Annotated in this window: 17 protein-coding genes and 5 pseudogenes; 10 read left to right on the top strand and 12 right to left on the bottom strand. The window is 48.8% G+C overall.

Features of this window, described 5'->3' with window-relative positions; translation table 11 throughout:
* Positions 1-168: 168 nt before the first annotated feature.
* The 8 genes from DO97_RS13865 (at position 169) to DO97_RS13835 (ending at position 8,593) form a co-directional block, all read left to right on the top strand.
* A complete protein-coding gene (locus tag DO97_RS13865; protein WP_036534518.1) occupies positions 169-2,094 on the top strand; it encodes a response regulator in 1,926 nt (641 codons plus the stop codon).
* Positions 2,095-2,108: 14 nt separating this feature from the next.
* The gene (locus DO97_RS21200; RefSeq protein ID WP_052128741.1) at positions 2,109-5,720 is read left to right on the top strand and encodes a GAF domain-containing protein; all 3,612 of its coding nucleotides are present in this window, start codon (positions 2,109-2,111) and stop codon (positions 5,718-5,720) included.
* Positions 5,721-5,748: 28 nt separating this feature from the next.
* Positions 5,749-6,126 carry a response regulator gene (locus DO97_RS13855; protein WP_036534434.1) on the top strand — a complete coding sequence of 126 codons (378 nt, stop codon included), beginning with the start codon at positions 5,749-5,751 and terminating at the stop codon, positions 6,124-6,126.
* Positions 6,127-6,354: 228 nt separating this feature from the next.
* On the top strand, positions 6,355-6,711 hold the full coding sequence (locus DO97_RS13850) for a hypothetical protein (protein ID WP_156120578.1): 357 nt from the start codon (positions 6,355-6,357) through the stop codon (positions 6,709-6,711).
* Between the two features lie 223 nt (positions 6,712-6,934).
* Positions 6,935-7,360 carry a response regulator gene (locus DO97_RS13845; protein WP_239651745.1) on the top strand — a complete coding sequence of 142 codons (426 nt, stop codon included), beginning with the start codon at positions 6,935-6,937 and terminating at the stop codon, positions 7,358-7,360.
* Positions 7,361-7,498: 138 nt separating this feature from the next.
* A complete protein-coding gene (locus DO97_RS13840; RefSeq protein WP_036534429.1) occupies positions 7,499-7,801 on the top strand; it encodes a hypothetical protein in 303 nt (100 codons plus the stop codon).
* 130 nt (positions 7,802-7,931) lie between these two features.
* The gene (locus DO97_RS31290) at positions 7,932-8,126 is read left to right on the top strand and encodes a hypothetical protein (RefSeq protein ID WP_072016454.1); all 195 of its coding nucleotides are present in this window, start codon (positions 7,932-7,934) and stop codon (positions 8,124-8,126) included.
* Positions 8,127-8,185: 59 nt separating this feature from the next.
* A complete protein-coding gene (locus tag DO97_RS13835) occupies positions 8,186-8,593 on the top strand; it encodes a hypothetical protein (protein WP_156120577.1) in 408 nt (135 codons plus the stop codon).
* A gap of 48 nt (positions 8,594-8,641) precedes the next feature.
* Here the strand turns inward: DO97_RS13835 and DO97_RS13830 are convergent.
* Positions 8,642-9,878 (bottom strand): annotated as a pseudogene (locus tag DO97_RS13830) (LL-diaminopimelate aminotransferase).
* 131 nt (positions 9,879-10,009) lie between these two features.
* Positions 10,010-11,731 carry an alpha/beta hydrolase gene (locus tag DO97_RS13825; RefSeq protein ID WP_072016453.1) on the bottom strand — a complete coding sequence of 574 codons (1,722 nt, stop codon included), beginning with the start codon at positions 11,729-11,731 and terminating at the stop codon, positions 10,010-10,012.
* Between the two features lie 265 nt (positions 11,732-11,996).
* On the opposite strand from DO97_RS13825, the gene DO97_RS13820 reads away from it, so the two are divergent.
* The gene (locus DO97_RS13820) at positions 11,997-12,221 is read left to right on the top strand and encodes a hypothetical protein (RefSeq protein WP_036534425.1); all 225 of its coding nucleotides are present in this window, start codon (positions 11,997-11,999) and stop codon (positions 12,219-12,221) included.
* 41 nt (positions 12,222-12,262) lie between these two features.
* A pseudogene (locus DO97_RS13815) lies at positions 12,263-13,340 on the top strand (amino acid ABC transporter substrate-binding protein).
* 164 nt (positions 13,341-13,504) lie between these two features.
* On the opposite strand, the gene DO97_RS13810 reads toward DO97_RS13815, so the two are convergent.
* The 10 genes and pseudogenes from DO97_RS13810 to DO97_RS23235 form a co-directional block, all read right to left on the bottom strand.
* Positions 13,505-14,365 carry an acyl-CoA desaturase gene (locus DO97_RS13810; RefSeq protein WP_036534422.1) on the bottom strand — a complete coding sequence of 287 codons (861 nt, stop codon included), beginning with the start codon at positions 14,363-14,365 and terminating at the stop codon, positions 13,505-13,507.
* Positions 14,366-14,453: 88 nt separating this feature from the next.
* Positions 14,454-16,119, bottom strand: a pseudogene (bchE, locus tag DO97_RS13805) (magnesium-protoporphyrin IX monomethyl ester anaerobic oxidative cyclase).
* Positions 16,120-16,152: 33 nt separating this feature from the next.
* Positions 16,153-17,552: pseudogene (gene hemN, locus DO97_RS13800) on the bottom strand (oxygen-independent coproporphyrinogen III oxidase).
* 38 nt (positions 17,553-17,590) lie between these two features.
* Positions 17,591-18,343, bottom strand: coding sequence for a biliverdin-producing heme oxygenase (locus DO97_RS13795; protein WP_036534421.1), 753 nt, complete (start codon positions 18,341-18,343; stop codon positions 17,591-17,593).
* A gap of 897 nt (positions 18,344-19,240) precedes the next feature.
* The gene (locus DO97_RS13790) at positions 19,241-20,716 is read right to left on the bottom strand and encodes an alpha-amylase (protein WP_036534418.1); all 1,476 of its coding nucleotides are present in this window, start codon (positions 20,714-20,716) and stop codon (positions 19,241-19,243) included.
* Positions 20,717-20,974: 258 nt separating this feature from the next.
* Positions 20,975-21,130 carry a lmo0937 family membrane protein gene (locus DO97_RS23985; protein ID WP_193365080.1) on the bottom strand — a complete coding sequence of 52 codons (156 nt, stop codon included), beginning with the start codon at positions 21,128-21,130 and terminating at the stop codon, positions 20,975-20,977.
* Positions 21,131-21,215: 85 nt separating this feature from the next.
* Positions 21,216-21,668 (bottom strand): CsbD family protein, encoded by a 453-nt coding sequence (locus DO97_RS26745; RefSeq protein WP_239651742.1) that lies wholly within the window; start codon positions 21,666-21,668, stop codon positions 21,216-21,218.
* A 373-nt stretch (positions 21,669-22,041) separates the two neighbouring features.
* Positions 22,042-22,452 (bottom strand): hypothetical protein, encoded by a 411-nt coding sequence (locus DO97_RS13780; RefSeq protein ID WP_052128740.1) that lies wholly within the window; start codon positions 22,450-22,452, stop codon positions 22,042-22,044.
* A gap of 316 nt (positions 22,453-22,768) precedes the next feature.
* On the bottom strand, positions 22,769-22,951 hold the full coding sequence (locus tag DO97_RS13775) for a CsbD family protein (protein ID WP_036534414.1): 183 nt from the start codon (positions 22,949-22,951) through the stop codon (positions 22,769-22,771).
* Between the two features lie 371 nt (positions 22,952-23,322).
* Positions 23,323-24,116 (bottom strand): annotated as a pseudogene (locus tag DO97_RS23235) (IS5 family transposase).
* Between the last annotated feature and the right edge of the window lie 5 nt (positions 24,117-24,121).

Genomic DNA, 24,121 nt, shown 5'->3' with positions numbered 1-24,121 from the left:
GGCGTGTGATCCATTCTTACAGGACCCGCAGAATCATTTCAACCTGCCGCTTCCGGTTCCATTGCTCGATAGAATGACTATTGCGGTGAGTCATTGACAGCAAAACTGCTGATAATGCGATTCCTGGCAGTCGCCCCCCCATTGGTTCCCGATGACCCAGCATCAACTGTGAGAATTTTATTGGTGGAAGACGATCCAGCAACTCGTACGCTGCTGGAGAATACCTTAATTGCGCATCACTACAACGTTGAGATCGCAGTAGATGGTCAAATTGCCCTGGATTTAGCAACACAGTTTGACTATGACTTGGTACTGCTAGACATTGATATGCCGGAACTGGATGGCATTAGGGTTTGCCAACGGCTGCGTACCCAGGGTTATCAGATCCCGATTCTCTTGTTGACGGCAAAGGATCGGGCAACCGATCGCATCATGGGTCTGGATGCTGGCGCCGATGACTACATGATCAAGCCGTTCAATTTACCAGAATTGCTAGCACGGATGCGAGCCTTACTGCGCCGTGGTAGTACAACCGTCGCCTCCGTTGTCACTTGGGAAAACTTGCAGCTGGATCGCAGGGAGAATGAAATCCGTTACGGCCAGCAATTATTGCGTTTGACACCCAAAGAATTTGGCATTCTAGAATTACTGTTGTTGCACCCCCAGCGAATCTTTAGTCGCGCCGCCCTGATCGATCGCCTATGGGAACGGGATGAACCCCCGACGGAGAGCGCCATCAGCAGCCACATCAAAGCGATTCGCCAGAAACTCAGGACAGCCGGAGCCAGTCAGGATCTCATTGAGACCATGTATGGTTTTGGCTATCGCCTCCGGCCCCTAGAGACCGGCGCTCCTGCCAAAAGTCAGGCAGCGGCTGTGGGTGCAGAACCCCAGGCTGCTGCCGAAACCGCTGAGACGGTGATGTTGGGGTTATGGGAGCGGTTCAAAGAGTCCTTCACGGAACAGATTCACTTACTGAGTCAGGTGATTGTGGCGTTTCAGGAGGGTAAGTTGACACCGGATCTGCGGCAGGCCGCCCAGCAAACCGCGCATAAATTAGTGGGTTCCTTGGGGGTGTATGGTTTTCCTCAGGGTTCTACCCTGGCAAAGCAAATTGAGGATATCTTACGTCCCGATCGCTCTTTGTCCATGGCAGACAATCTCCAGATGGCGGCATGGGTTGCCGATCTGAAACAGGAACTCAACCGGGAGCCTGTCTTTAAGCAGCCCGACTCAGCGGCAATTGCCCCTTCGCCCCCCTTACCGCTGACCCCATCCCCCCTGGTGCTGGTGGTGGATGATGATGAAATCTTGGCCCAAGGATTGCAGGCTGAGGCCAGTGCCCGATCGCTCCAGATAGAAGTAGCGGCGAATCTGGCGGCAGCGGATCAGATCCTCGATCAGACCTTACCGGATGTGATTTTGTTAGATCTCACCTTTTCCCCCAGCAATGAAGATGGATTGACTTGGCTGGCAGCCCTCAAACAACAATATCCCCAGCTGCCAGTACTCGTGTTTACGGGACGAGATAGCCTCTGCGATCGCGTCGCCGCGGCCCGTCTGGGGGCAAAGGCATTTCTGCAGAAACCCATTGCTCCAGCGCAAATTTTTCAAGCCATTCAAGATTCACTGCATCAATCCAAGGCTCCGGTGCTCTACCGACCTCAATCCGTCATCGGTCAAGTCATGGTTGTCGATGACGACCCGGTGATTTTACATCGGTTATCATCCATCTTGTCCCCTTGGGGATTGCAGGTAACTCCCCTCCTCGATCCGACCCGCTTTTGGGAGGTACTGACGACCACGGTTCCCGACCTATTAATTTTAGATGTAGAAATGCCAGGTTTTAATGGGATTGAACTTTGCCAGGTGGTGCGCAACGACCCCCGGTGGGGTAACTTGCCCATTCTCTTTCTCACCGCCCATCACGATGCCGAAACCATTGTGCAGGCTTTTGCCGTTGGGGGAGATGACTATATCCGCAAGCCAGTCTTGGAACCGGAGTTAATTGCTCGGGTGCTCAATCGTCTCGAACCGGGGCAAATTCGTCGGCAGCAATTGGTGTCCGCCCTCATGAAGCCGTCGCCGCGTTGAAGGAAAGCAAAGCCATGATTCAAGCATCGCGCACCGTTCTGATGGTGGAGAACTCTCCGGAAGAGCGGCAACGGCTGCGTCACTATCTGTTGCAAGACAATCGCTACACCTATACCCTATTAGAGGCAGACACCGGGGCAGCCGGACTGGCACAATACCGGATTGCCCAACCCGATGCGATTTTGCTGAACGGTTTACTGCCCGATCTGAATGGCTTGGAGTTCCTGCAAGCCCTCCAACCTCAGATTGGCTGCCCCGATCTACCCGTGGTGATGCTGATCGAGGGAGGAAACGAGGACTGGGTGGCGCAGGCATTGCAACAGGGTGCCCACCAGTATCTCTATCATTCAACCCTGACCGCTGAGACCTTACGACTGGCACTTCACAGTGTCATTAAACAGGGAGAACTTCAGCGGCAAGTTGCAGCCCTGACCGCCAACACCGATCAGACCCTGGCCGTGCTGCGTCACCGGGAAGAACAGCTGCGGCTGGCCTTAGAATCTGCCTGGATGGGGATTTGGGACTGGGATATCGTCAATGACCATCTGGTCTGGGACGATCGCATGTATGAACTCTATGGCATTGATCCCGCAGACTTTTTAGGAGCCTATCAGGCATGGGAAGCCAGCGTCCATCCCGAGGATCAGGCCATGGCAAGGGAGGCCATTCAACAAGCGATTCGAGGTGAAAAAGACTACGATCCGGTGTTTAGAGTTGTGTGCCCCAATGGTACCCTTCGAACTCTGAAAGCCAATGCCATCGTGCAACGCAATTCCCAGGGTGAAGCCCAACGGATGATTGGGGTTAACTACGATATTAGCCTTCAGCAGGCAGCACTGCGAGAACGCCAGCAAGCCCAGGAGATGCTGCAACAGCAACTAGAACATCAACACCTGATGATGGAGATTACCCAACGGATTCGGCGATCGCTGAATTTGCAAGACACGCTCCAAACTACCGTGGATGAAGTGCGAAATTACCTGCAAACTGATCGGGTGATTATCTTCAAATTTTCCCCTACCTGGAACGGCACCGTTGTTGTGGAGTCGGTGGGAACCAATTGGACATCAATTTTAGGAACCCAGATCGAAGACCCTTGCTTTGGCCAATCCTATGTCGAACCCTTTAAACACGGGCTGGTGACAGCGAAATCTAACATCTATACGGCTGGCATCAGCCCCTGCCACCTGCAACTCCTAGTAAATTTTCAAGTGCAGGCAAATATCGTGGTGCCGATTTTGCAGGGAGATGAGCTGTGGGGGTTACTGGTTGCCCACCACTGTTTAGCCCCTCGCCAGTGGCAAACCTCAGAAACTGATTTGCTGCAACAGTTAGCTGACCAGGTTAGCATTGCGCTGCAGCAATCAACCTTATTTGAGCAGGTTCAGTCGGAACTCAAACAACGTCAGCAGGCGGAGTTAGCACTCCAAGAGCTGAATGGGGAATTAGAGCAACGAGTGGCAGAACGCACCGCCGAACTGACTCGGGTGAACAATCGCCTATTGGAAACCCTCTTAGATCAGCAACACACTCAGTTGATTCTGCACGAACAGGCACAATTGTTGGATCTCGCCCACGACACGATTCTGACCCACGATCTGAATGATGTGATCACGTTCTGGAACCAGGGTGCAGAGTTCATGTATGGCTGGACCAAAGCAGAGGCGATCGGCCAAGTGTCCCACACCCTCCTGCAAACCCAATTTCCCAGGCCGCTGGCAGAGATTCAAGCCGAGCTATTGGAGCAGGGATACTGGGAAGGGGAACTGGTTCATACCCACCGCGATGGGAGGATGCTGATTGTCGATAGTCGCTGGGTGATGCAGAAAGATCAGATCGGGAAGCCGATTAAGGTATTGGAAATCAACACCGATATCAGCGCCGCCAAGCGCGACGAAGTCGTTCGTAAACAGGCTGAAGACGTGATTCGCCAGCAGGCTGAGCGAGAATCTTTACTCTTAGAAATGAGTCAGCGAATTCGTCAATCCCTGGATCTCCAGACTATTTTCAGGACAGCTTCCGAAGAAATTCGTCAATTTATCCATGCGGATCGGGTCGGTATCTTCAAGTTCTATCCCGATGCCAACTTCGACGACGGTGAGTTTGTCTCAGAATCCGTGACGGCAGGATTTGACTCTGTTTTAGAAATTAGAATTCACGACCATTGCTTTGGAGAGCAATATGCCGTCTACTATCAACAGGGCAGAATCCAAGCCATCGATGATATCGAAACCGCTGGGCTTCTCGACTGTCATCGGGATGTTTTGGCACGGTTTCAGATCCGAGCCAATCTAATTGTGCCTTTGCTGAATGGAGACAACCTCTGGGGGTTGTTATGTATTCATCAATGCTCCGCACCTCGTCCCTGGCAAGAGGTTGAGATTGACTTGGTTAAACAAATTGCCAATCAATTGGCGATCGCCATCCAGCAATCTGAGCTATACGAAAAATTGCAACTAGAACTACAAGAACGCCAGCAATCCGCTGCGGTTTTACAAGAAGCTGAACGACGCTGGCGATCGCTGTTTGAGAGCAGTAACCTGGCAGTCTTCAACTCAGACACCAGGGGCACCATCAATGCCGCCAATCCCTGCCTGCTGAAATTAACCGGATATACAGAGCCGGAAATGATTGGTCAAAACTGGTTTGATTTATTGGTCTTACCGGATCTAGCCCAGGAGCAATTCCGGCAGTTTCAGGAAAATCTCCGGCAGGAATCTTTTCCGTCGGCGCAAACGAGGATTTTAACCAAATCTAGGGAAGAAAAAGTCATTAACTGGAGCCATACGCTGTTGCGCAACCCCACGGGCGAAGTGGTGGGGGTGATGGGCATTGGGGAAGATATCACTCAACGGCAGGCGGTTGAGAAACTCAAGGACGAATTTATTTCGATTGTCAGCCATGAATTGCGAACCCCCTTAACCTCGATCCGAGGATCACTGGGGCTGCTGGCAACCGGGGTGATGGACGATGAACCGGAGGCCATGCGGCGGATGATTGAAATTGCGGCGATCGACACCGAACGCCTCGTGCGACTGGTGAACGACATGCTCGACCTAGAAAAATTAGAAGCGGGCAAAGTTTCTCTGGTTCGAGAATGGTGTGATGCCGCAGACCTGATGCAGCGATCCATCGAAGTCATGGAAACCAGCGCCCAGGAAGCAGGTGTCATATTAGTCATCTATCCCTTGTCCATTCAGATCTGGGTAGCGCCCGATCGCATCATCCAAACCCTGACCAATCTCCTCAGCAACGCCATTAAATTTTCATCCCCTGGGGGCATCGTCTGGCTCAGGGCAGCAGTCAGGGAGGATAAGATGGTGAGTGCGAGAGATGCTGAGATTCCTTTTCCACCGCTGTCTCGTCATCCCGTGATCCCGGCATCCCGCCACATTCTCTTTTCCATTCAAGATCAGGGGCGCGGCATTCCTAGCAATAAACTAGAAAGCATATTTGGGCGCTTCCAACAGGTGGATGCCTCGGACTCCCGCGATCAGGGCGGTACAGGGTTAGGATTGGCAATCTGTCAGTCGATTGTGCAGCAACACGGTGGTCAAATCTGGGTCGAGAGCATTTGGGGTCAGGGCAGCACTTTTTTCTTTACCTTGCCGCTGCAACCCCACTAAATTTAAATCAGGGGAAGGAACTGGGGCAATGACCACGAAACGAATTTTGATCGTCGATGACGAAGAACGTATCCGAGAGGTCGTGCAAACCTGCTTGATCAAACTGGCCAAATGGGAAGCCATGGTAGCTGCCTCTGGCATAGAAGCCATCCAACAAGCGGCGGTTGCACTCCCCGATGCCATTTTGCTAGATGTCTCCATGCCAGGAATGGACGGGCTAGAAACCCTGGAACAGCTTCAAATCAACCCCGAGACAGCCTCTATTCCTGTCATCTTCCTCACGGCCAAAGTTCAACCCACCGAGCAATTGCAATATCAACGGCTCGGTGTTGCGGGACTCATTGTTAAACCCTTTGATCCAGTTCAGATCTCCCAGGAAATTAGTCGCTTGTTGGGCTGGCATTGATTAATAAAAGTATAAATATGTTTACATTTCTTGATCTGAGCGAGAAGTTTCTCCAAACTTTCTCCATCTTTTTTAGTCTACCTTTAATTTACAACTGATTCAAGGCTCAACCTAGGGATAGACGGCAGTATCCTGCCAACATCCCCTTTGCGGCGCATCACATCAGGTATGGGTCAAGCCAATGCGTCAATGCTGTTCATCATTAACGATCTTGAATTGGGGACAAAAATGGTGCACGAATCTACTAACTTGACATTGCCACGAGTCGTTCAAGCCATTGAGGATGTCTTGGATGATTATCCTGAGTACCCTTATCATTTCGTTTTTGCGATTCATGAATTTCAGCAAAAGCTGATTGCTCATATTCTCAGTCAACTCCCTCATCTTTACGGGGTTGAAGGGGACTCAGCTTCCCAAAGCAAACCTAAAAATCCCCACAATTCTCCGATAGCAGAGCGATTACGCCTGGAAGTCCTGGTTCGAGGCAGTATTCTCCATATCCTCCGAGAAAATGCGAGTCGGCTGGGTGATCAGCTTCCCCGTAAGCAAAATGCAGACCGTTCACTCAAACCTGTTTTTGGGTAATCCTTGGGATCTCACCTGATTTTTCTTCCGATCTGGATAGGGTTTGGCTGGGAATCAGTCAGCTGCTAGGAGAAAAGAGGTGTAAACAAGCGAAAGTAATTTTATCTTTTCTTAAGAAAATTGGGGGTTTCTCCAAACTTTCTCCATGTTCTTCGTCTAAGTTAGAACCGCTGCTACGTTTAGAATTTAAATCCTTAGGTATGTTAGTACAAGTGATCCGAAGATGCTTTGTACACATCAGGCTGGCCAGAACCAGACGGTGGGGGCGTTTGGTGTGACATCCAAACGAATTTTAGTCGTCGATGATGAAGAGGCGATCCGAGAAGTGGTGGCAGCCTGCTTGCAGCGTCTGGGAGGCTGGGAAGTTTTAACAGCAACCTCAGGACAGGAGGCATTGCAACAGGCCAGTACTGAAAAACCAGATGCGATCGTACTTGATGTCATGATGCCTGAGATGGATGGATTTGCCTTTCTGCAACAGCTGCGCTCCAATCCTGAAACTCAACCCATTCCGGTAGTACTTTTAACAGCGAACAGCTACCTGCCCAACCCCCAACTGTTACCAAAACTGGGGGTGGTACTGACGATCTCGAAGCCCTTTCTGCCAATAGTGCTCGTCAAGCAAATTGCTCAAGCAATGGCATGGTAAGCGAGATCCGTTGTAAAACTTCATTTAGTTAAAAAAGTGTGGCACAACTAACAAGCTGAAACCCTTTTCCTGTCTCAATCAGGTGTACTTCATGTCACAAGGGGTCACTATAACAATTTCTCATCTGCAATTTAATTCATGGAATTTAAGCATTTTCAAACACCAATTGATACCCGATTTCAAACATTGATTGAAGATAATAGTTTAGGGGTCAAAGACTCCGGTTTTTCATCCCCAGCGGTTTTGGGCGCTGGACTGATAAAGGGTGATAGATGTCAGAAAGTTTCTCCAGATGAGGTTTTCAAGAAATTCGGGATAAATCAGCTCAACGCCCTGTTAGACATGGCTCTCGGTGAATCATCACCTCTTTGGAAACCAGTGCCTAGTTTTGTTACTAATGTTGATAAATACAATGATGTTTTTGTTGGGAAACGTAATTAAAGCTCCCCAATTCTCCAAGCTTTCTCCAGAATCTCCTAATAAGCTCCAATTATTGAAAACTGCAGAACTTCATTAAACCCCTTCGTGTGAATGATGATTTTACCCCGCTGCTTTATGAAAGGAATTTACCATGAACGCTTGCCCTTGTTGCTCCAACCCCATGCTTCGCCATACCCGCCACCACGAGACCTATTGGTTTTGCCGGAGCTGCTGGCAGGAAATGCCTCTCTTCAATGAAAAATCTTGCTGGACTCCAGTCTCCCTGGAATCAGAACTCAATCTTCTCACTCGAAACCATGCCCTAGTGATTGCTCATCATTATTAATGCCCGATTGACTCGCTGACCCATAGGTTTAGATGCCTGTTGTTTCAATGATGCTAACCATGAGAATTGTGGATCAACTCTATCAATGTAATGTTCCCGGACAAGATGGTTATGTTTGGCAACTCCATTGCCATTTACGTATTTTCCAACAACATCCTGGACATAAGATTGTTATGGTGTCTGATAGGGGTTGTGAAACTGGGTGGTTTATTCCCTATAAATTAGAACAACTGGCAACTCGGATTGTGCAAGACTTTCAGCTGAATCCCGATCGCCTCACATGGATTGAGCACGACCCCAACGATGGCAGCAGACAAGACTGTATTGAGTTCAGTCAGGTTGTATTTCAGTGGCAGGACGGCAAGGCAACCGACCCTCAGTGGCGGGCGATTGATGATCAGTTAGCAGCCTTGATTATTGGTGAGATGCTACAACTCGCAACGGCTTCAGCCGTGAGGGTGGGGTGATGGATAGGATGTTGCTTTCCAGGGAGGTGGGGATTGCCCACCGCAGCTTTATCTCTTGACTTTGTCAATAATTCGTGCCATTGCCGCTTCTACATGCTCTCGGGAATTAAATGCTGAAATCCGAAAATAGCCTTCTCCAGCAGCCCCAAAGCCCGAACCAGGAGTACCGACAACGTGGCAGGTGTGCAAGAGCTGGTCAAAGAAGTCCCAGCTAGAGAGTCCATCGGGGGGTTTTGACCCAGACATAGGGGGCATTCACTCCCCCGTAAACCACAAGCCCAGCAGCAGTGAGTTGCTCACGGATCATCCGGGCATTGTCCATATAGAAACGAACAAGGGCCTGAATTTGAGTCTGCCCTGAAGAGGAATAGACCGCTTCCGCCCCTCGTTGCACAATGTAGGATACCCCATTGAACTTGGTGGACTGACGACGATTCCAGAGTTTCCAGAGTTCAACCGCAGAACCATCCGCAGCTTGGGCAGTCAGGGTTTTTGGGACAACTGTGAAGGCACAACGGGTGCCTGTAAAGCCAGCGTTTTTCGAGAAGGAACGAAACTCGATCGCGCACTCTCTAGCACTGTCGATTTCGTAGATTGAGTGGGGAATGGCCGGATCGGTAATGAAAGCTTCGTAGGCGGCATCAAAGAAAATGATCGAGCCGTGGGCGCGAGCATAGTTGACCCAAGCTTGGAGATGGTCACGGGTGGCAACAGCACCTGTGGGATTGTTAGGAAAGCAGAGATAAATCAGATCGACCTTTTGGGCAGGAATCTCAGCGGTGAAATCATTCTCGGCAACAATCGGCAGATAAACTAAGCCACCATATTCCCCTTTTTCGTTGGCATCCCCCGTATGGCCTGCCATGACGTTGGTATCAACATACACGGGATAGACCGGATCGGTGACAGCAATGGTATTGTTGTCGCCAAAAATGTCCAGGATATTGCCGCAGTCACACTTTGAGCCGTCAGAAATAAAGATTTCTGATGCATCGACCTCGCACCCCCGCAATTGAAAGTCGTGCTGGGCAATTTTTTCCCGCAACCAGGCGTAGCCCTGCTCTGGGCCATAGCCCTTGAAGGTATTGCGATCGCCCATGTCTGCCACTGCCTGGATCATGGCGGTTCGACAGGCTTCAGGGAGAGGTTCGGTGACATCGCCAATCCCCAGACGAATCATCTGGGCATCGGGATTGGCGGCGGCAAAGGCAGTGACCCGGCGGGCAATTTCGGGAAACAGATAGCCTGCTTTGAGCTTCAGGTAGTTATCGTTGATAGTTGCCATAGTGGGTCGCTACAAAGACGTTACATAATCAACGGCTTGACCAAGGAAAGGGGTCGATGGCACAGCACTGAGGGAGATCGGCGTTAAAATTCAGTTCTCGATTATAGCGGATTGCTGAGACCCCTCAATGTCTAATGGGACTTCTGGGATGGCATCAGGGAGGTCTTGATCAATTGTGTCAGTTGATCTGCACTCAGGGAGTGAATCAAACTCAGATCTAGAGGGGGAGTGCTGATCGCTCTGGCGTAATCAACACTGAGATAGGATCGATACTGGGAACGGTTGGCAACGTAGGTTTCAAAAAATGCCACACTGAATGCCCGGATGTAGCGGCGACTGGCGGAGGGATTGAAGCCAATCACCTGGGAGGGAATCGGCAGGGGTTTACTACCGGGAACTGCTTCCCCAGTGGTTGAGAAGTGAGTGCCGCCACTAATCAAGACGAGATAGCGATCCAGGCTGGTGAGCCACGTAAACGGCTGAATTTGCTCTAAGAGGGCAGGGGCAATGGTGTCCGCACTCCCCGCTACCAGCATCACGGGTACTTGAATTTGACGGAGGCTGTCAGGGCCTAAAATACCGCTGGAGATAGGGTTAAGCGCGATCGCTGCTTTGACACGGCTGTCCTGCAAACCATTGAGGGGCTGGGACAGCTGCAAGGCTCGGCACTGGAGCAGCAGGGAGAGGTTGAGGGTATCGGCCTCCCTTTGACAGGCATTTTGCAGTTGCCGCCAATCAATGGGAGCCCCGACCAGTACCAGGGCGGTATATCCCCCCAGGGAATGACCCATGATACCAACCTGTTTAAGGTTGAGTCGTCCCTGCAACCACGGTTCTGTCTGAGACAGTCGCTGGAGTTCATCGAGTAAAAACTTAATATCCAGCGGTCGGTCAATAAACTCCGAGGGTTTGACCGCTTGATTGGCCTTCCCAGTCATTAATGCCTGCATCTGCTCGGCATTACTCCCCGGATGTTCAGGTACAACCACAGCAAATCCATAGGAGGCCAAATGTCGAGCCAGATAGGCAAAGGTAGTACGGTCAGACCCCAAACCATGGGAGATCACAATCACGGGAGCCGCTAGCAACTTCGAGGATCCTGGTGTTGAACGGAGTTGTGGCAGATAGAGATCCACGGGGAAGCTCCGGTGGCGGCTGCCATCGGTGACCATTAGGGATTTCAGCCGCCAGCCAAAGGTTCCAGATTCCCGCAGGTCTGCCAAACTTGTCACATCCTGATCTTGGGTGACCACCTGGGTAATTTGAGTCAGCGCTGTCGTCACCTGGTTGGTCTGGCTCACAAGCTTTTCAACATCTCCGGCAATTTGCAGGCTTCGACCTAAATCAATCCGCAGACTGTGGGTTGGAAACTGACGCAGCACGTTCAGCAAGGTAAGCCCTGGAGGACGGGCAGCCGCTAAGACCAACGCCCCCCGGAGGGCATAAAATCCGGTTTGGGTGGCATCGGTGCGAATTACGGCTCCCAGCCGCTTGAGTAAAATTTCACCCTGGGGGGTGTCAAGAAACTTAGAAACGGCGACATGGCTCAAGTCAGCCCGTGCTAGCAAAATCTGGCGTAACTTGGGCCGCTGTTCTGGGCTCAGGAATCGAATATAGCCCGCCAGATCCTGATCAACAATGCCTGTTTGAGCATAGATTTCCAGGGAAGCCACCGGAATCGAACGCTCTAACGCCCCGTAGGATACATTAACGTACTCGGCACTTAGAGCCGGAGTCCCGATGCCAACCACTGGTAACAGACCCAACCCCCAGGCATGGACAGGCAGCCCATGGGCTAGCTGTCTGAAGAGCTGGGACAGGACAAGCTGTTGACGCGGGGCGATCGCAGACATGACAGCAACCGTGACACAATATATGCGGCAGGATGACTGTTCTAGCTTAACGTCCAGTCATGAAGGTAGGTAAACTAATAAAACTACCGAAACCTTTTGCCGCAAACACTTTGAGGATTATCTCTATGCCGACAAGTTCAAGTTATAGATCGGTTCATTAACAGATTTGTAACTCTTGTATCATCTTATGTGATCCCAGATCTGTTATTTGATTACTCAGGTATGGTGTAAAAGCGAAGAAAATCTTAAATTCTGTGGAGGTCGTATGACTCCCTCTCTCCTGCGACGATTCTGGTCGTTGATCGAAACCACCCAAAGCAGCATTCTGCTAAAGTTAGACGATGCCAGTCTGGTGCAATGGTTGCTGAAGCAGTTAAAGATGCAAACGTCCCTCAATCCTGATGAGGCCCATGTGCTCAGTGCTTACATCGACTCTCGCTTGATCCTGATTCGCGAGTTAGCGATGGAACGCCAAGCATTCTGGCAGTAAGCCCATATATATTAAGTCCAAAAAGTTGTCAGTGATTGACTATGCGTCCGTGGGCTTCCCTGTTATCTTTGTTCAGCGTCACTCTGACAATCTTCTCCCTGGTTGGCTGTGAACCAGCTCCCAACACCTCGAGTGGTTCTCCGGAAACACCCTCTGCAACTGCATCCCCGACCTATCTCAACACGGTGCTCAACCGAGGTCAGTTAATCTGTGGGGTCAGTGGAGAACTCCCTGGGTTCAGTTTTGTCGGCCAGGACGGCAGTTACGCTGGGTTAGATGTAGATGTCTGTCGGGCGATCGCCGCTGCCCTGTTTAATGATGCCAACGCTGTTGAATTCCGCAACCTCAACGCTAAAGAACGATTTACGGCGGTACAAACCGGAGAAGTTGATGTTCTCAGCCGCAACACCACCTGGACATTAAGTCGGGCAACCACCGTTGGTCTGAGCTTTGCACCTGTTGTCTTCTATGATGGCCAGGGGATCATGGTTCGCCAGAACAGTGGCATTAAGTCCCTTGCCGATCTAAAAAATCGCTCCATCTGCACCCAAACTGGAACCACCAACGAACAGAATATTACGGACCAAATGCGGCAACGGGGCATCCCTTTCCAACCCGTGGTTTTTGAGGATGTGAATACAGCCTATACCTCTTACCTGGAAGGCCGCTGCGAAGCCGTCACCTCCGATCGCTCCCAATTGATTTCTCGCCGCAGTAAATTTCCTGACCCCAAGAACCATGTAATTCTCAATGTGGTGCTGTCGAAGGAACCCTTAGCCCCGGCAGTGGCAGCAGGCAATGACAAGTGGGCAGCGGTGGTGCAGTGGGTGATCTACACGCTGATTGAAGCCGAAGAACTCGGCATCACGTCTAAAAATGTTGATCAATTTGCCCAGAGCAAAGACCCTGTTGTCCGTCGCTTCTTAGGTTTAGAAGGGGATCTGGGCCAAGGCTTAGGACTGCCTAATGATTTTGCCACCCGAATTGTTAAACAGGTGGGCAACTACGGGGAGATCTACGAGCGATCGCTGGGTGCGGGAACTCCCTTAAACCTCCCCCGGGGGGCTGAACAATCTATGGACACGAGGTGGTTTGATGTACGCCCCTCCCTTCCGCTAGACTGCCTCAGTCACTAACCAAGACGTCGCTTGAACTGGCCTCTAATTGAAAATAATCCTCGCTAAGCAGTCTCTGAATGCTCTGTTGAAGCAAATGGAGGTTTTTGGGTGAGAAAAAGCCAGGACACGACTGTATGCCCTGGCTCCCTAAAGTGTTGTGAGGTGTTAGGTGTTGAGGATAGCTTGCGCGGGTGGCAGGTTGACCTTGGTGGCTAAACCCAAGGTCTTGAGCAGTTGAATCACCCACCAAGTGGTATCGAGTTCCCACCAACGCCAGCCACATTTGGCGACCTGGGGATAGGCATGGTGGTTGTTGTGCCAGCCTTCCCCGTAGGTCAGGATCGCTGCCCACCAGAGGTTGCGAGTGGTGTCGTCTGTAGCAAAGGTGCGATAGCCACCCCAGAGATGGGTGACGGAATTAATCAGCCAGGTGGTATGCCAGAGGAGCACCGCTCTGAGAAAGACGCCGCAGACCACAAATGACCAACCGCCAATGGCATAGAGTAAAAGTCCCAAGGGGAGCTGGAGCCACAAAAAGTAGCGATCGAGCCAACGGTAAAACGGATCTCGGGCCAGATCAGGGGCAAATCGCTGGTAGTGTTCAGGATCAAAATATTCAGGGCGAGGATAGAAAATCCACAGCATGTGGCTCCACCAAAAGCCGCGTCGAGCTGAGTAGGGATCTTTATCTTCATCCTCAGTGTAGGCGTGGTGTAAACGATGTCCAGCTACCCAAAAGATTGGCCCACCCTGGATGGATAGGGCACCCAGCAGGGCGATCGCATATTCCAGGGCTTTGGGTACCTGAAAGCTCCGATGGCTCAGGAGACGGTGATACCCCAAACAAACGCCAATACTGCCAAACAGCCAGTGAAGCAACAGGGTGACTCCCAGAGCAGACCAGGAGAAAAACCAGGGACTCAGCAGAGCCAACCCGTGAACGATGGCAAAAAAACACACCGTGAGCCAATGGAGACCTGAACCTTGGGGTTTCTCAGGGGTCGTTAACAATGAATTAGATGTCATAAAGGGTCAATCTCTCCTCAACCACAAGGGATCTAACGTCAAGTTTGCAAAGGTAAAATCGGTGAGCAGCGTCGGTGTAGCGCAGCCGTTAAATTTTAATGATGGGAATTTCCTCCTTTGTCGCTGCTTCGGTGTAGTCCGGTAAATCATTGGGAGCACCACAGGCCGTGATTTCACAATTAGAATTGGGATCATTGATGGGACTCCAGGTGGGCATATTCCCCGTGAAATTCACATCGGCGGCCCGTTCAGGATGGGATTGCTTCTGCTGAGTAATTTGTTCCGGCGTCAGAATTCTCTTTGGATCAAAGCCAAAGTCAATTTCTGCTCCTAGCCCCTTACGCTTAATGCGTTTCAAGTTATAGAAGCGTTGGTTGAGGGTAGTCTGAACAAACGCTTTCAGACAACCGAGCAAGTAATTGCGCTTGAAGGCATCTTTAATGAACCAATATTCCCAGGCTTTGCGGAAATAGAAGCGGGCATAGTTCCGCAAAACGCCCTTGAGCAATTCCTCCCGGGTGATGGCATCCGGTTTCATGATCGGGGTTACAAAGTTGTAGTGGGAATAGTCTCGCACTTCTACTTTGTCGCCTAATTCTTCAAATAATTCCGCAAATGGCCAGGGAGTGTACATGTTCCAGTTGGTCATGTCTGCCTGCCAATCAATTGCCATTCGATAGGTTTCTTCGATGGTCTCTAGGGTTTCATTGGGCAGCCCCATAATGAACTGAACCTCAGCGACAATGCCGTTTTGTCGCAGTAGTTGTACGGCACGTTTGTTATCTTCAATCGTGGTTTCTTTACGGAACAGATTTAGCTTTAATTGGGCGGCTGCTTCGGTTCCCAAGGAGACATGAACCAATCCCGCTTGACGGTAGAGGGCGAGTTCATGCTCATCCCGCAAGATATCGGTCACCCTGGTATTGATCCCCCAGTGAACCCCAAGGTTGCGATCGATGAGTTGATGACAAAGGGCAACGAACTTAGCTTTGTTAATCGTCGGTTCCTCGTCGGCCAGGATAAAAAATCCGACGTTGTGATCCTTTACCAATCGTTCGATTTCATCGGCAAAATTTTGCGGTGATCGGGAACGATAGGTGCGCCAGAACTTCCACTGGGAGCAAAATCGACACCGGAAGGGACAGCCTCGTGCATAGTTGGGCACAGCAACGCGCACGTTCAAGGGAGTGTAGATGTATTTATCCCACTCCAGGAGACTCCAATCCGGGGTCAGGGTATTGAGGTCATGGATCGGCGGATGGGCAGGGGTGGCGACGACTTCGCCAGCTTCTAGGAAGGCAATTCCCAGAATGTCTTTGTGATCGCACTCATCCGTACCATTGGCGATCGCCCGCAGTAAATTAACGCTGATCTCTTCCCCTTCGCCCCGAATGATGTAATCCACCCAGGGGGCTTCACTGAGGACTTCCTGGTACATGTAGGTGGGATGCACTCCCCCCATAATGGTTGTTGCTTGGGGACAGACGTGTTTGGCAATCCTCAGTGTCTCCTGGGACTGATAGATCATCGGGGTAATGGCCGTCGCCATCACCACATCCGGTTGATAGTCCGCAATCCTCTGGGCCAAGGCCGCATCATCGACATAATTAGTCATGGCGTCCAGAAACTGAAGGTCGGTAAACCCCGCTTGCTTTAAGGCTCCACCCACATAGGGTACCCAACTGGGCGGCCAGTTTCCGGCAATTTCAGCTCCCCCCGGCATGATAGTTGGGTTGAATCATCAGAATTCGCATGGCAATCCTCCCGGTTCTGCAACTGAGGACAATTCAAACGGACTTCGAGAACCGCTCAACTTGCTGATTTCTCAGGTAGGTATCAAACACCGAAGCAATATTGCGGATCAGTAATCGACCCACCGAGGTTACTTCAAAGCCCCCAGGAAATCGTTTGATTAACCCATCGGCTTCCAGGGCCTGTAATGCAGGAATCTCCGGCCGGAAGTAGGTATCAAAGTCCAGATCAAAGCCGAGATGATACTTTTCCTCTAAGGCATGTTCCGAAAGACGAAACTGGCACATTAGTTCCATGATCACGGTGCGGCGAATGGCATCGTCCTGATGAAGGCGAACGCCTTTTTCAATCGGGAGGCAATCGGCATCGATGGCCTGATAAAACTCCGGCAGCCGCTTGCGATTCTGGACATAGACATCCTGCAACATACTGATGGAGGTAACACCAAACCCCAACAAATCCGATTCCGGTTGGGTCGTGTAGCCTTGGAAGTTGCGGTGGAGCTGTCCAGCCCGTTGGGCGATCGCCAGTTCGTCGTTAGGCTTGGCAAAGTGATCCATGCCGATAAATACGTATCCCCCTGCGGTGAGTTCGGCAATGGTCATATGTAAAATCTTGAGTTTTTCAGCCGCCTTGGGCATTGCCTCTTGGGGCATTTTCTTTTGGACAGGCTTCAGCCAAGGTACGTAGGCAAAATTGAACACCGCCACCCGATCAGGGTTCAGTTGTAGGGTCTTTCGCACCGTATCTTGAAAGGTTTCTAGGGTTTGATAGGGGAGACCGTAAATCAGATCCACGTTCACACTTTCAAATCCAGCATCGCGAATCCAGTCCATGACCTCGAATAACATGGCTTCTGGCTGCACCCGATTCACCGCTGCTTGTACCTGGGGATTAAAGTCCTGAATGCCAAAGCTAATGCGGTTGAATCCTAACTGTCTGAGGAGAACCAGATAGTTCTTGTCAATGTAGCTAGGGTTGATCTCAATGGAGATCTCGGCAGCCGAATCAAAGTTAAAGTAGCGCTGGAAAGTAGACCAGAGAAATTCAACCTGACTGCTATTGAGGTAATTGGGCGTACCACCGCCCCAATGTAATTGATTGACCTGACGCTCGGGGTGGATCAAGGCAGAAACTTGTTGAATATGGCGTGAAACATACTCCAAATAAGGATCGGCAACGTTTTTTCTGCTGGGTAATAATTGTGTTGCACCCGCAGAAGTAGCAAGGGGTTTCGCAAAACGGAATGTGACAGTAGAGCGAAAGCGGTGGTTTTTTTGAGATTACCGAGGGCGATGGCAGCTCGAAAATAGGATTCATCAAAGTCTGCCGTCAACTCCGTCGCCGGAGGATAGCTGGTATACCGGGGTAAGGGTTGGTCATACTTTTGCAGTAGATCCGTGTCAAACTGAACCGTTTGCGACAACAGTTTCATGGAGGAGCGATTCCTTTAAATACGTTTAGTGGTGTTCCTTATTCCGCCGTTGCGAGAGCCACGGTGGGATGACCGGGACGATGGGGTTCCGTGCTCCCTGGCCGATCCTGACGGGTGAGTAAATCGAAGGTATGTTCGCCAATCGCCGCTTTGACATCGGCTTCCAGGGCATGCATGACATTGCGGTTGAGCTGAAATGCCAGGTTTGCTTCATCGACAATGCGTTGAGTCGTCGTCTCATCCAGAGGTAGGGAATCCAGGGCTTGACGATAGGTTTCCTTAAAGGCGCGTCGTGCCTCTGGGGTGGGAATCTGCTCAAATTCATGCAAGGCGGTGCCTTGATCAGCAGGGAGATTAAGGGCAGAACGAATGATGTTTTTAAGGCTTTGACCGCCAGACAGATCGCCCATGTAACGAGTGTAGGCATGGGCAATTAAAAGTACAGGATCGCGCTCAGCAATGTCCTGTAGCCTTGCCACATAGGTTTTGCCAGCATCCAAGGGAGCAATCTGTTCGGTCCAGTCCTCGCCATAGTAAAAAGTCAAATCTCGCTCTAGATTGGCCTTCCGATTTAACTCTGGGAAGACAATCGGCCCAATCTGGGGATGGTTGCGGTGATCGTCTAAGGCTGCTTCCAGGGTGCTATAGACAAAATATAAATTGGCCAGCAATTTACGGAACGGTTCACGTTCAACAATGCCTTTGAGAAAGCATTTCATATAGGCAGTATTTTCAGCAGCCGTATGGGACTGTTGTGTCCCTTCTCGCAATCGAACGGATAACTGACTCATAGGAATACCTCGCAATGTTACTCGTCACTCGTCTTCTGGATAAATCTTGAAATCCTCGCTAAATTCATCCACAGAGACTCGATACGTCAGGGTTTTTGGACTCAAACGCATTAAAACTTGGGTTAAGTTACTGCCCTACTTTTCAACAAGATTGGCAGCGGCAACTCAGTACAGAAGCTTTAGCCAAAGCTCTCTAGCTTGCGGTAGAACCGAAATCGCAATTTCTCAGCGGGGTAATTCTAGACCTTGTCACATCTTTTTATAGCTCTATTACACTATAGTTATCAACTGTGCAGGTGTCAATTCGCTACAATCCTTAATATTTTCTTGGGTACCTCAGCCTTCAGAAGTCCTTCCTTTAGGTTGAGAAGCCTCAAAATCTTGGAAACCATTTTGAAGCGTTTTCTTCTGGCTGGAATATCCATAAATCTGAGATTCGCTCGGTCTACCCACGCTCTCGACTGTGGTTCATTTTGGCGATCGCGACTCTCTAGGTTACGGCCCAAAGGGTGGAGGTGGTTGCCAGAGGCAAACGCAGGTGGGTGGATACCCAGCCATATTTTGAGTCAAATTCCAGTTTCAAGCGAAGCTTGAAAAGTTTGCTGCACCACTAAAGTGAATACATTTAGACCTCTTGCGTGAATCAAGCGGGTCGGGGTAACTCTAAATTGAGGATCGCAGCAATCAAATTGAATGGTCATCCAAATCGTACTACAAAAAATTAGCCAATAGTTCGCCAAATATACAGCGGCTAGCTCAAGCACTGAACACAGAAGAGAGCCTGAAACCCTTTCTGAACAATGAATTTTGAAAATATGCTTGTGCCTAATGGACGTGCAATCCGCTGTACTATTTAGCGCCATCATGAAAAATTCATCTAACACCCTATTTCATGGGCTAATTTGGAACCCAAACCGATATTGACCCCGCCTCACATCGAAACTCTGCCCACCCTTCTTCGTTGGTTTCAATGGATTTATCACTGTGCTCGGTAATATCGATATAGGTACGGTTGGGCTGTCCGACTTCCATGTATTTACTGCCAGCATCACCATTACTGAGAACGATTGCCATTCCACCGGGTTTTTCATCATTCCCCAATCGTGTCCAGCCAATTGTATTAGGGTGATCAAAATAATTGTACTGATCACCGTAAGCAAAAGTCTTACGAGCAAATAACATCTTGTCAATCAAGAACTTAAGGCTATCTATCCAAATCTCATGCTCTTCTCCATCATTTCCTATATCCTTATAGTCAGCACCATAATAATCAGCGTAAAAGATGCATGGGTAACCATCCTTTCTCAGTAAAATTAACCCATAGGCAAGTGGTTTAAACCAAGATTCAACAACAGACTCTAGAGCTTGTAGTGGTTGAGAGTCGTGATTTTCTACAAATGTTACCGCTAGGGTAGGTTGGTGCTGCACCAGCGTATTGTCAAAGATCTGGCGCATATCATAATCGTTACCCATATTACTTGCAATGTGAAAGTTTTGGTGAAGCGGGGTGTCAAAAAGTGTGACTCTGCCGTTAGTTGTTTCGATAAAACTATTAAGAGCCTCAACATCGTATGACCAGTACTCACCCACTGCAAAAATATCCCTTTCGGCGTGTTTACTGATGTGTTCTAACCATTCTCGAAAGAAATCAGCAGAAACATGTTTTACCGCATCAAATCTAAATCCATCTACATTTGTCGTATTAATGTACCATTCACCCCAGTATTTCAGCTCTCCAACCACTTCAGGGTGACTCATGTCTAAATCGCAACCCATTAAATAATCAAAGTTTCCTTTTTCTAAATTAACGTTGCGATCAAACTCTTTACCCTTAAATAAATAGATTGCGTTCTCGTCAGCATTGTAAGAATTGTAATCAATCGCATCAAAATGCCACCAGTGCCACTTCATACTGGAGTATTTTTCACCTCGACCAGGAAAAGTAAACCCCGTCCAGGCCTTGATTGTTTGATATTCGCCTACAGTGTCATTACGATTGTCAGGATTGAAAGGTGTTGCCTCCATTTCCTCTTCTTCGTCAGCACCCAACTTGTGATTAAAAACGAGATCTGCGTAGACTCTGATCCCAAGACTTTGTGCCTTTTTAATTGCATTAATATATTCTTGCTTTGTGCCGTACTTTGTCCGAATTGAGCCTTTTTGATCAAACTCACCAAGGTCAAATAAGTCGTATACTCCATACCCTACATCGTAGCCGCCTGCGGCTCCCTTGCAAGCGGGAGGCAAGTAAAGAGAGGTAACACCAGCATTTCTTAAGTCTTCCGCTTTCTCTTCAACTTGCTTCCATAGGCTTCCATCCGAGGAGTAATACCAGTGGAAATATTGCATCATGACACCATTAAGCTCAGACATACTGCCTCCTGATTAGAGGATTTGAAGCTGCTTTTAATCCAGGAAAACTTTGACCGAAGTGAATTTTAATTTTTCTTAAAAATCACTTCAGGTAAGGTATGAAGTGATTTTTAAACTGCTTATTAGTGTTATATTTTGTGAGTTAGATGATTGGCAACTACACGACAAGTCGGAAAACTTGTGATATTAAAATTGAGTTAGATATCGTGGCTTGTTTGCAATTTAGAGTTTTTACTTGCAACCAAGCCACAACGGTTATTAGATCAATCGTCGCCCTACAAATAAGTTGTACACAATCCCAATCAGTGCCAAAACTAAGAGTAGGTGGATTAAGCTGCCGCCTATGTGAATTGAGAAACCTAGTAACCAAAGAATGACAAGTACAACAGCAACAGTCCAGATGATATTCGGCATATGTTTCTCTCCTATTCAGATAAAGGTAATCAAAACTCTGTCAGTGTAAATGTTGGTTATATCCACTAAGTCAATCCTAAGATCCTTAATTAAGGATATCTTGAACTTTATCTTTCACATCTTCTACTGTATTGATAATTTGGCTTTCGATTTTGTTAGCTTTTCCTGAGACCTGGTCTTTGCGGTTACCAGTAACCTGACCTCTTGCTTCCTTAACTGTGCCTTCAATATTTTTTGTTACCGCCTTTGTCCTCCCTCTTAAATTAATCTTTTCGTTCTTATCCTCTGTTACATTTCGAATCTGACTTTCGACTTGCTTTGCTTTTCCGATTATCTGATCTTTAGGATTACCTGTTATATTTCCGATCGCTGCTTGAGCTTTACCTTCAATATTTTTCGAGATTGCCTCAACTTGATTCATTGTTGCAATATGAGTCTGTGGTTGACTGATAAGTTGCGTGGGTAACGTTGCAGCCCAGCCTTCTAATGAACCAAAGCTAAAAGCCATAATAGTTGCGAAGGTTACAGCAAAACTCATGCTGAGAAATAGGTTGCGAAGCCGTCGAAGTAAGCTCATATTTAAACTCCAAGATGTATTTGATAGATCTAACGGCCAATGGATGATAAATTGCTGGATGTTGATATCACTTTTGAGAAACATAACCCTAGCAATTGAGATCGATAGTGAAATATGACTGAGGATAAGATATGGCGGCTATTAAGCTGGTGAAGTACAGTCGATTCTTGACTGGAAAAAGCTTCAGGAATAGGAGTATACTGCACTCCACCGAGAACCGCTATACCTGGCTTCTTTGAATAGTCACAAACTCAGTTGTATCCCGTCTATTTCAACCGCCCTGTACAAATCATTTACTGGTCTATAAAGAAGCCATGGCATGAGAAATAGGTCTTTATTTGAAAGCCTCACGAACCCCAGATTTTATATCTGCTGCTGACTCATTTGCTTGGTTTTCTGCTTTCTGGATTTTGCCTCCAGGTTGATAGTTAGGGTTCTCAATACTGTTATTGATTGCTGTTTCAGTTTTTGCTTCCAATTCTTTGCTTCCTCCCATACTCTGATCTTTAGAATCACCTCCCATCTTGTCCATAACCGCTTGTGCTTTGTCTCCAATGTTCTTCGTAATTTCTTCTGCTCGATTCATTGCGGCAATATGAGTCTGCGGTTGGCTCATCAATTTTGTGAGTGATGTTGTAGCCCAACTATTGGCAGATGCAACACTAAATGCCATGACCATTGTTAGCATTACAACTAAACCTATGTTGAGGAAAAATCTACCAACATTTTGTAGTGAAATCATCATTTACTCCTAAACGAATTTAATGGATTCAGTGATACAATCGATGATTACTAGAAGCTGTCTAGGCTCTTTTGAGAGACAAAATCTTTCTAGTACATGACGGTATAAACTTACCTAGAGATAGATCATCCGCATCTTCAATGAACTACGGATTCTGGTAGCACTGGGTTTATTTACACCGTCTTATACTAGTGATTCACTTATCTCAATAGTAACCACTTCTTGAGAAATAGTTACTCTGAAATCAGAGTCTCAGTAACATTTTTTAATGCCGTTTAACAATGGTGCAGCCTAGCTATTCTCAACAACAGACTTTAGATTAGTCAGCAATTTTTTTGACTTCATCTTTCACGTCTTCGACAGTATGGTGAACTTTTGCCTCTGCCTGTTTTGCCTTACCTTCTGCTTGTGCTTTGGGATCTCCTGTCAGATCTCCTGCTGCTTCTTGGATTTTACCTTCGATATTTTGGGCGGTTGCCTTAGCTCTATCATCTAGACCCATGATGCTCTCCTGATTTAATCTGTTGACTTTGAGAGCTGCTTACCTGAAGTCGCGTTAACAACTCTGTTTCTATTTGTAGTTTTCTAGACGGGTGTTTTATTTCGTGGGCTAATTGATTAAATACGATACAAAATTTGAGCAATCATGGGTTTTCCTATCAGTCAAACTATCGAATCTGTGCAAGTGGAACTCTAATCAAACCTATTAATTTTCCACTTAATCGATTTTGATCACTTTACTCTGGAACGGGTAAATTCCCCGCTGCTTGCAGCGTTGACAAAAAATGGGAGTGCGATCCGAAGGAAAAATTTCCTAATGCCCCTCAAGATGACTGCCTGACACATCTCAGAGGCTATTTATAAAGTAAATCTTTAGGCGGTTAATCGTCGCAGCATAATCCGCGTCATTGCCGCATAAATGGCAGTCTCACTCATTTCCGGCAACCGCTCATAATCTTTGCTCAGCCGCCGAAACCAATTGAGCCATCCAAATGTCCGCTCCACCACCCAGCGCTTGGGCAACAGCTCAAAGTGCTCGGTGAGCCTTTGCATCCCCTCCACCCGAGCTTGCAGCATCAACCCCACGACGAGGGCAAACTTATCCCCCCTATCCCCTGCATCTACCCATCATACGTCCACCTGCTCAAGCACTTCGGGATGCTCTTCCACTAACTCTATCAGGGCATACGCCCCTAAGACCCGTCCCCCCCATTCGCTTAGGCAACAACGACTTTCAACAGCAGTCCCAGACTATCCACAATCACCTGCCGCTTGCGCTCTTTCACCCCCTTACCGCCATCAAACCCTTACACCTCCCCTTTGTTTCCGCCGTTTTCACCGACTGGCTATCGGCTGCAATCGCTGTGGGTTGCGGGCATTTGTGCATCTGCTCTCGCACTTGGTCACGCAGGGTGTGGTTGAACTGCTCCCACAACCCTCGGCGTTGCCATTTGCGGTCGTAGGAATAAACGGTTGAACTCGGCGGATACTCCTTGGGTAGCATCTCCCATTGACAGCCGCTTTTCAATTGATAGTAGATGCCGTTACAAACGCCTCTCATGTCGGTTGTGCTGGGGACGTTCACCCGGTTTCCCAGGCGCAATCAGTGGGGCTAAAATTGCCCATTCTTTGTCACTTAGGTCACTGGAGTAGATGGGTTCGCTCATATCGC

Origin of the sequence: Neosynechococcus sphagnicola sy1 (genome assembly GCF_000775285.1) — a bacterium.
Classification (GTDB): Bacteria; Cyanobacteriota; Cyanobacteriia; order Neosynechococcales; family Neosynechococcaceae; genus Neosynechococcus; species Neosynechococcus sphagnicola.
This window is presented reverse-complemented; position numbering and strand designations above follow the sequence as displayed.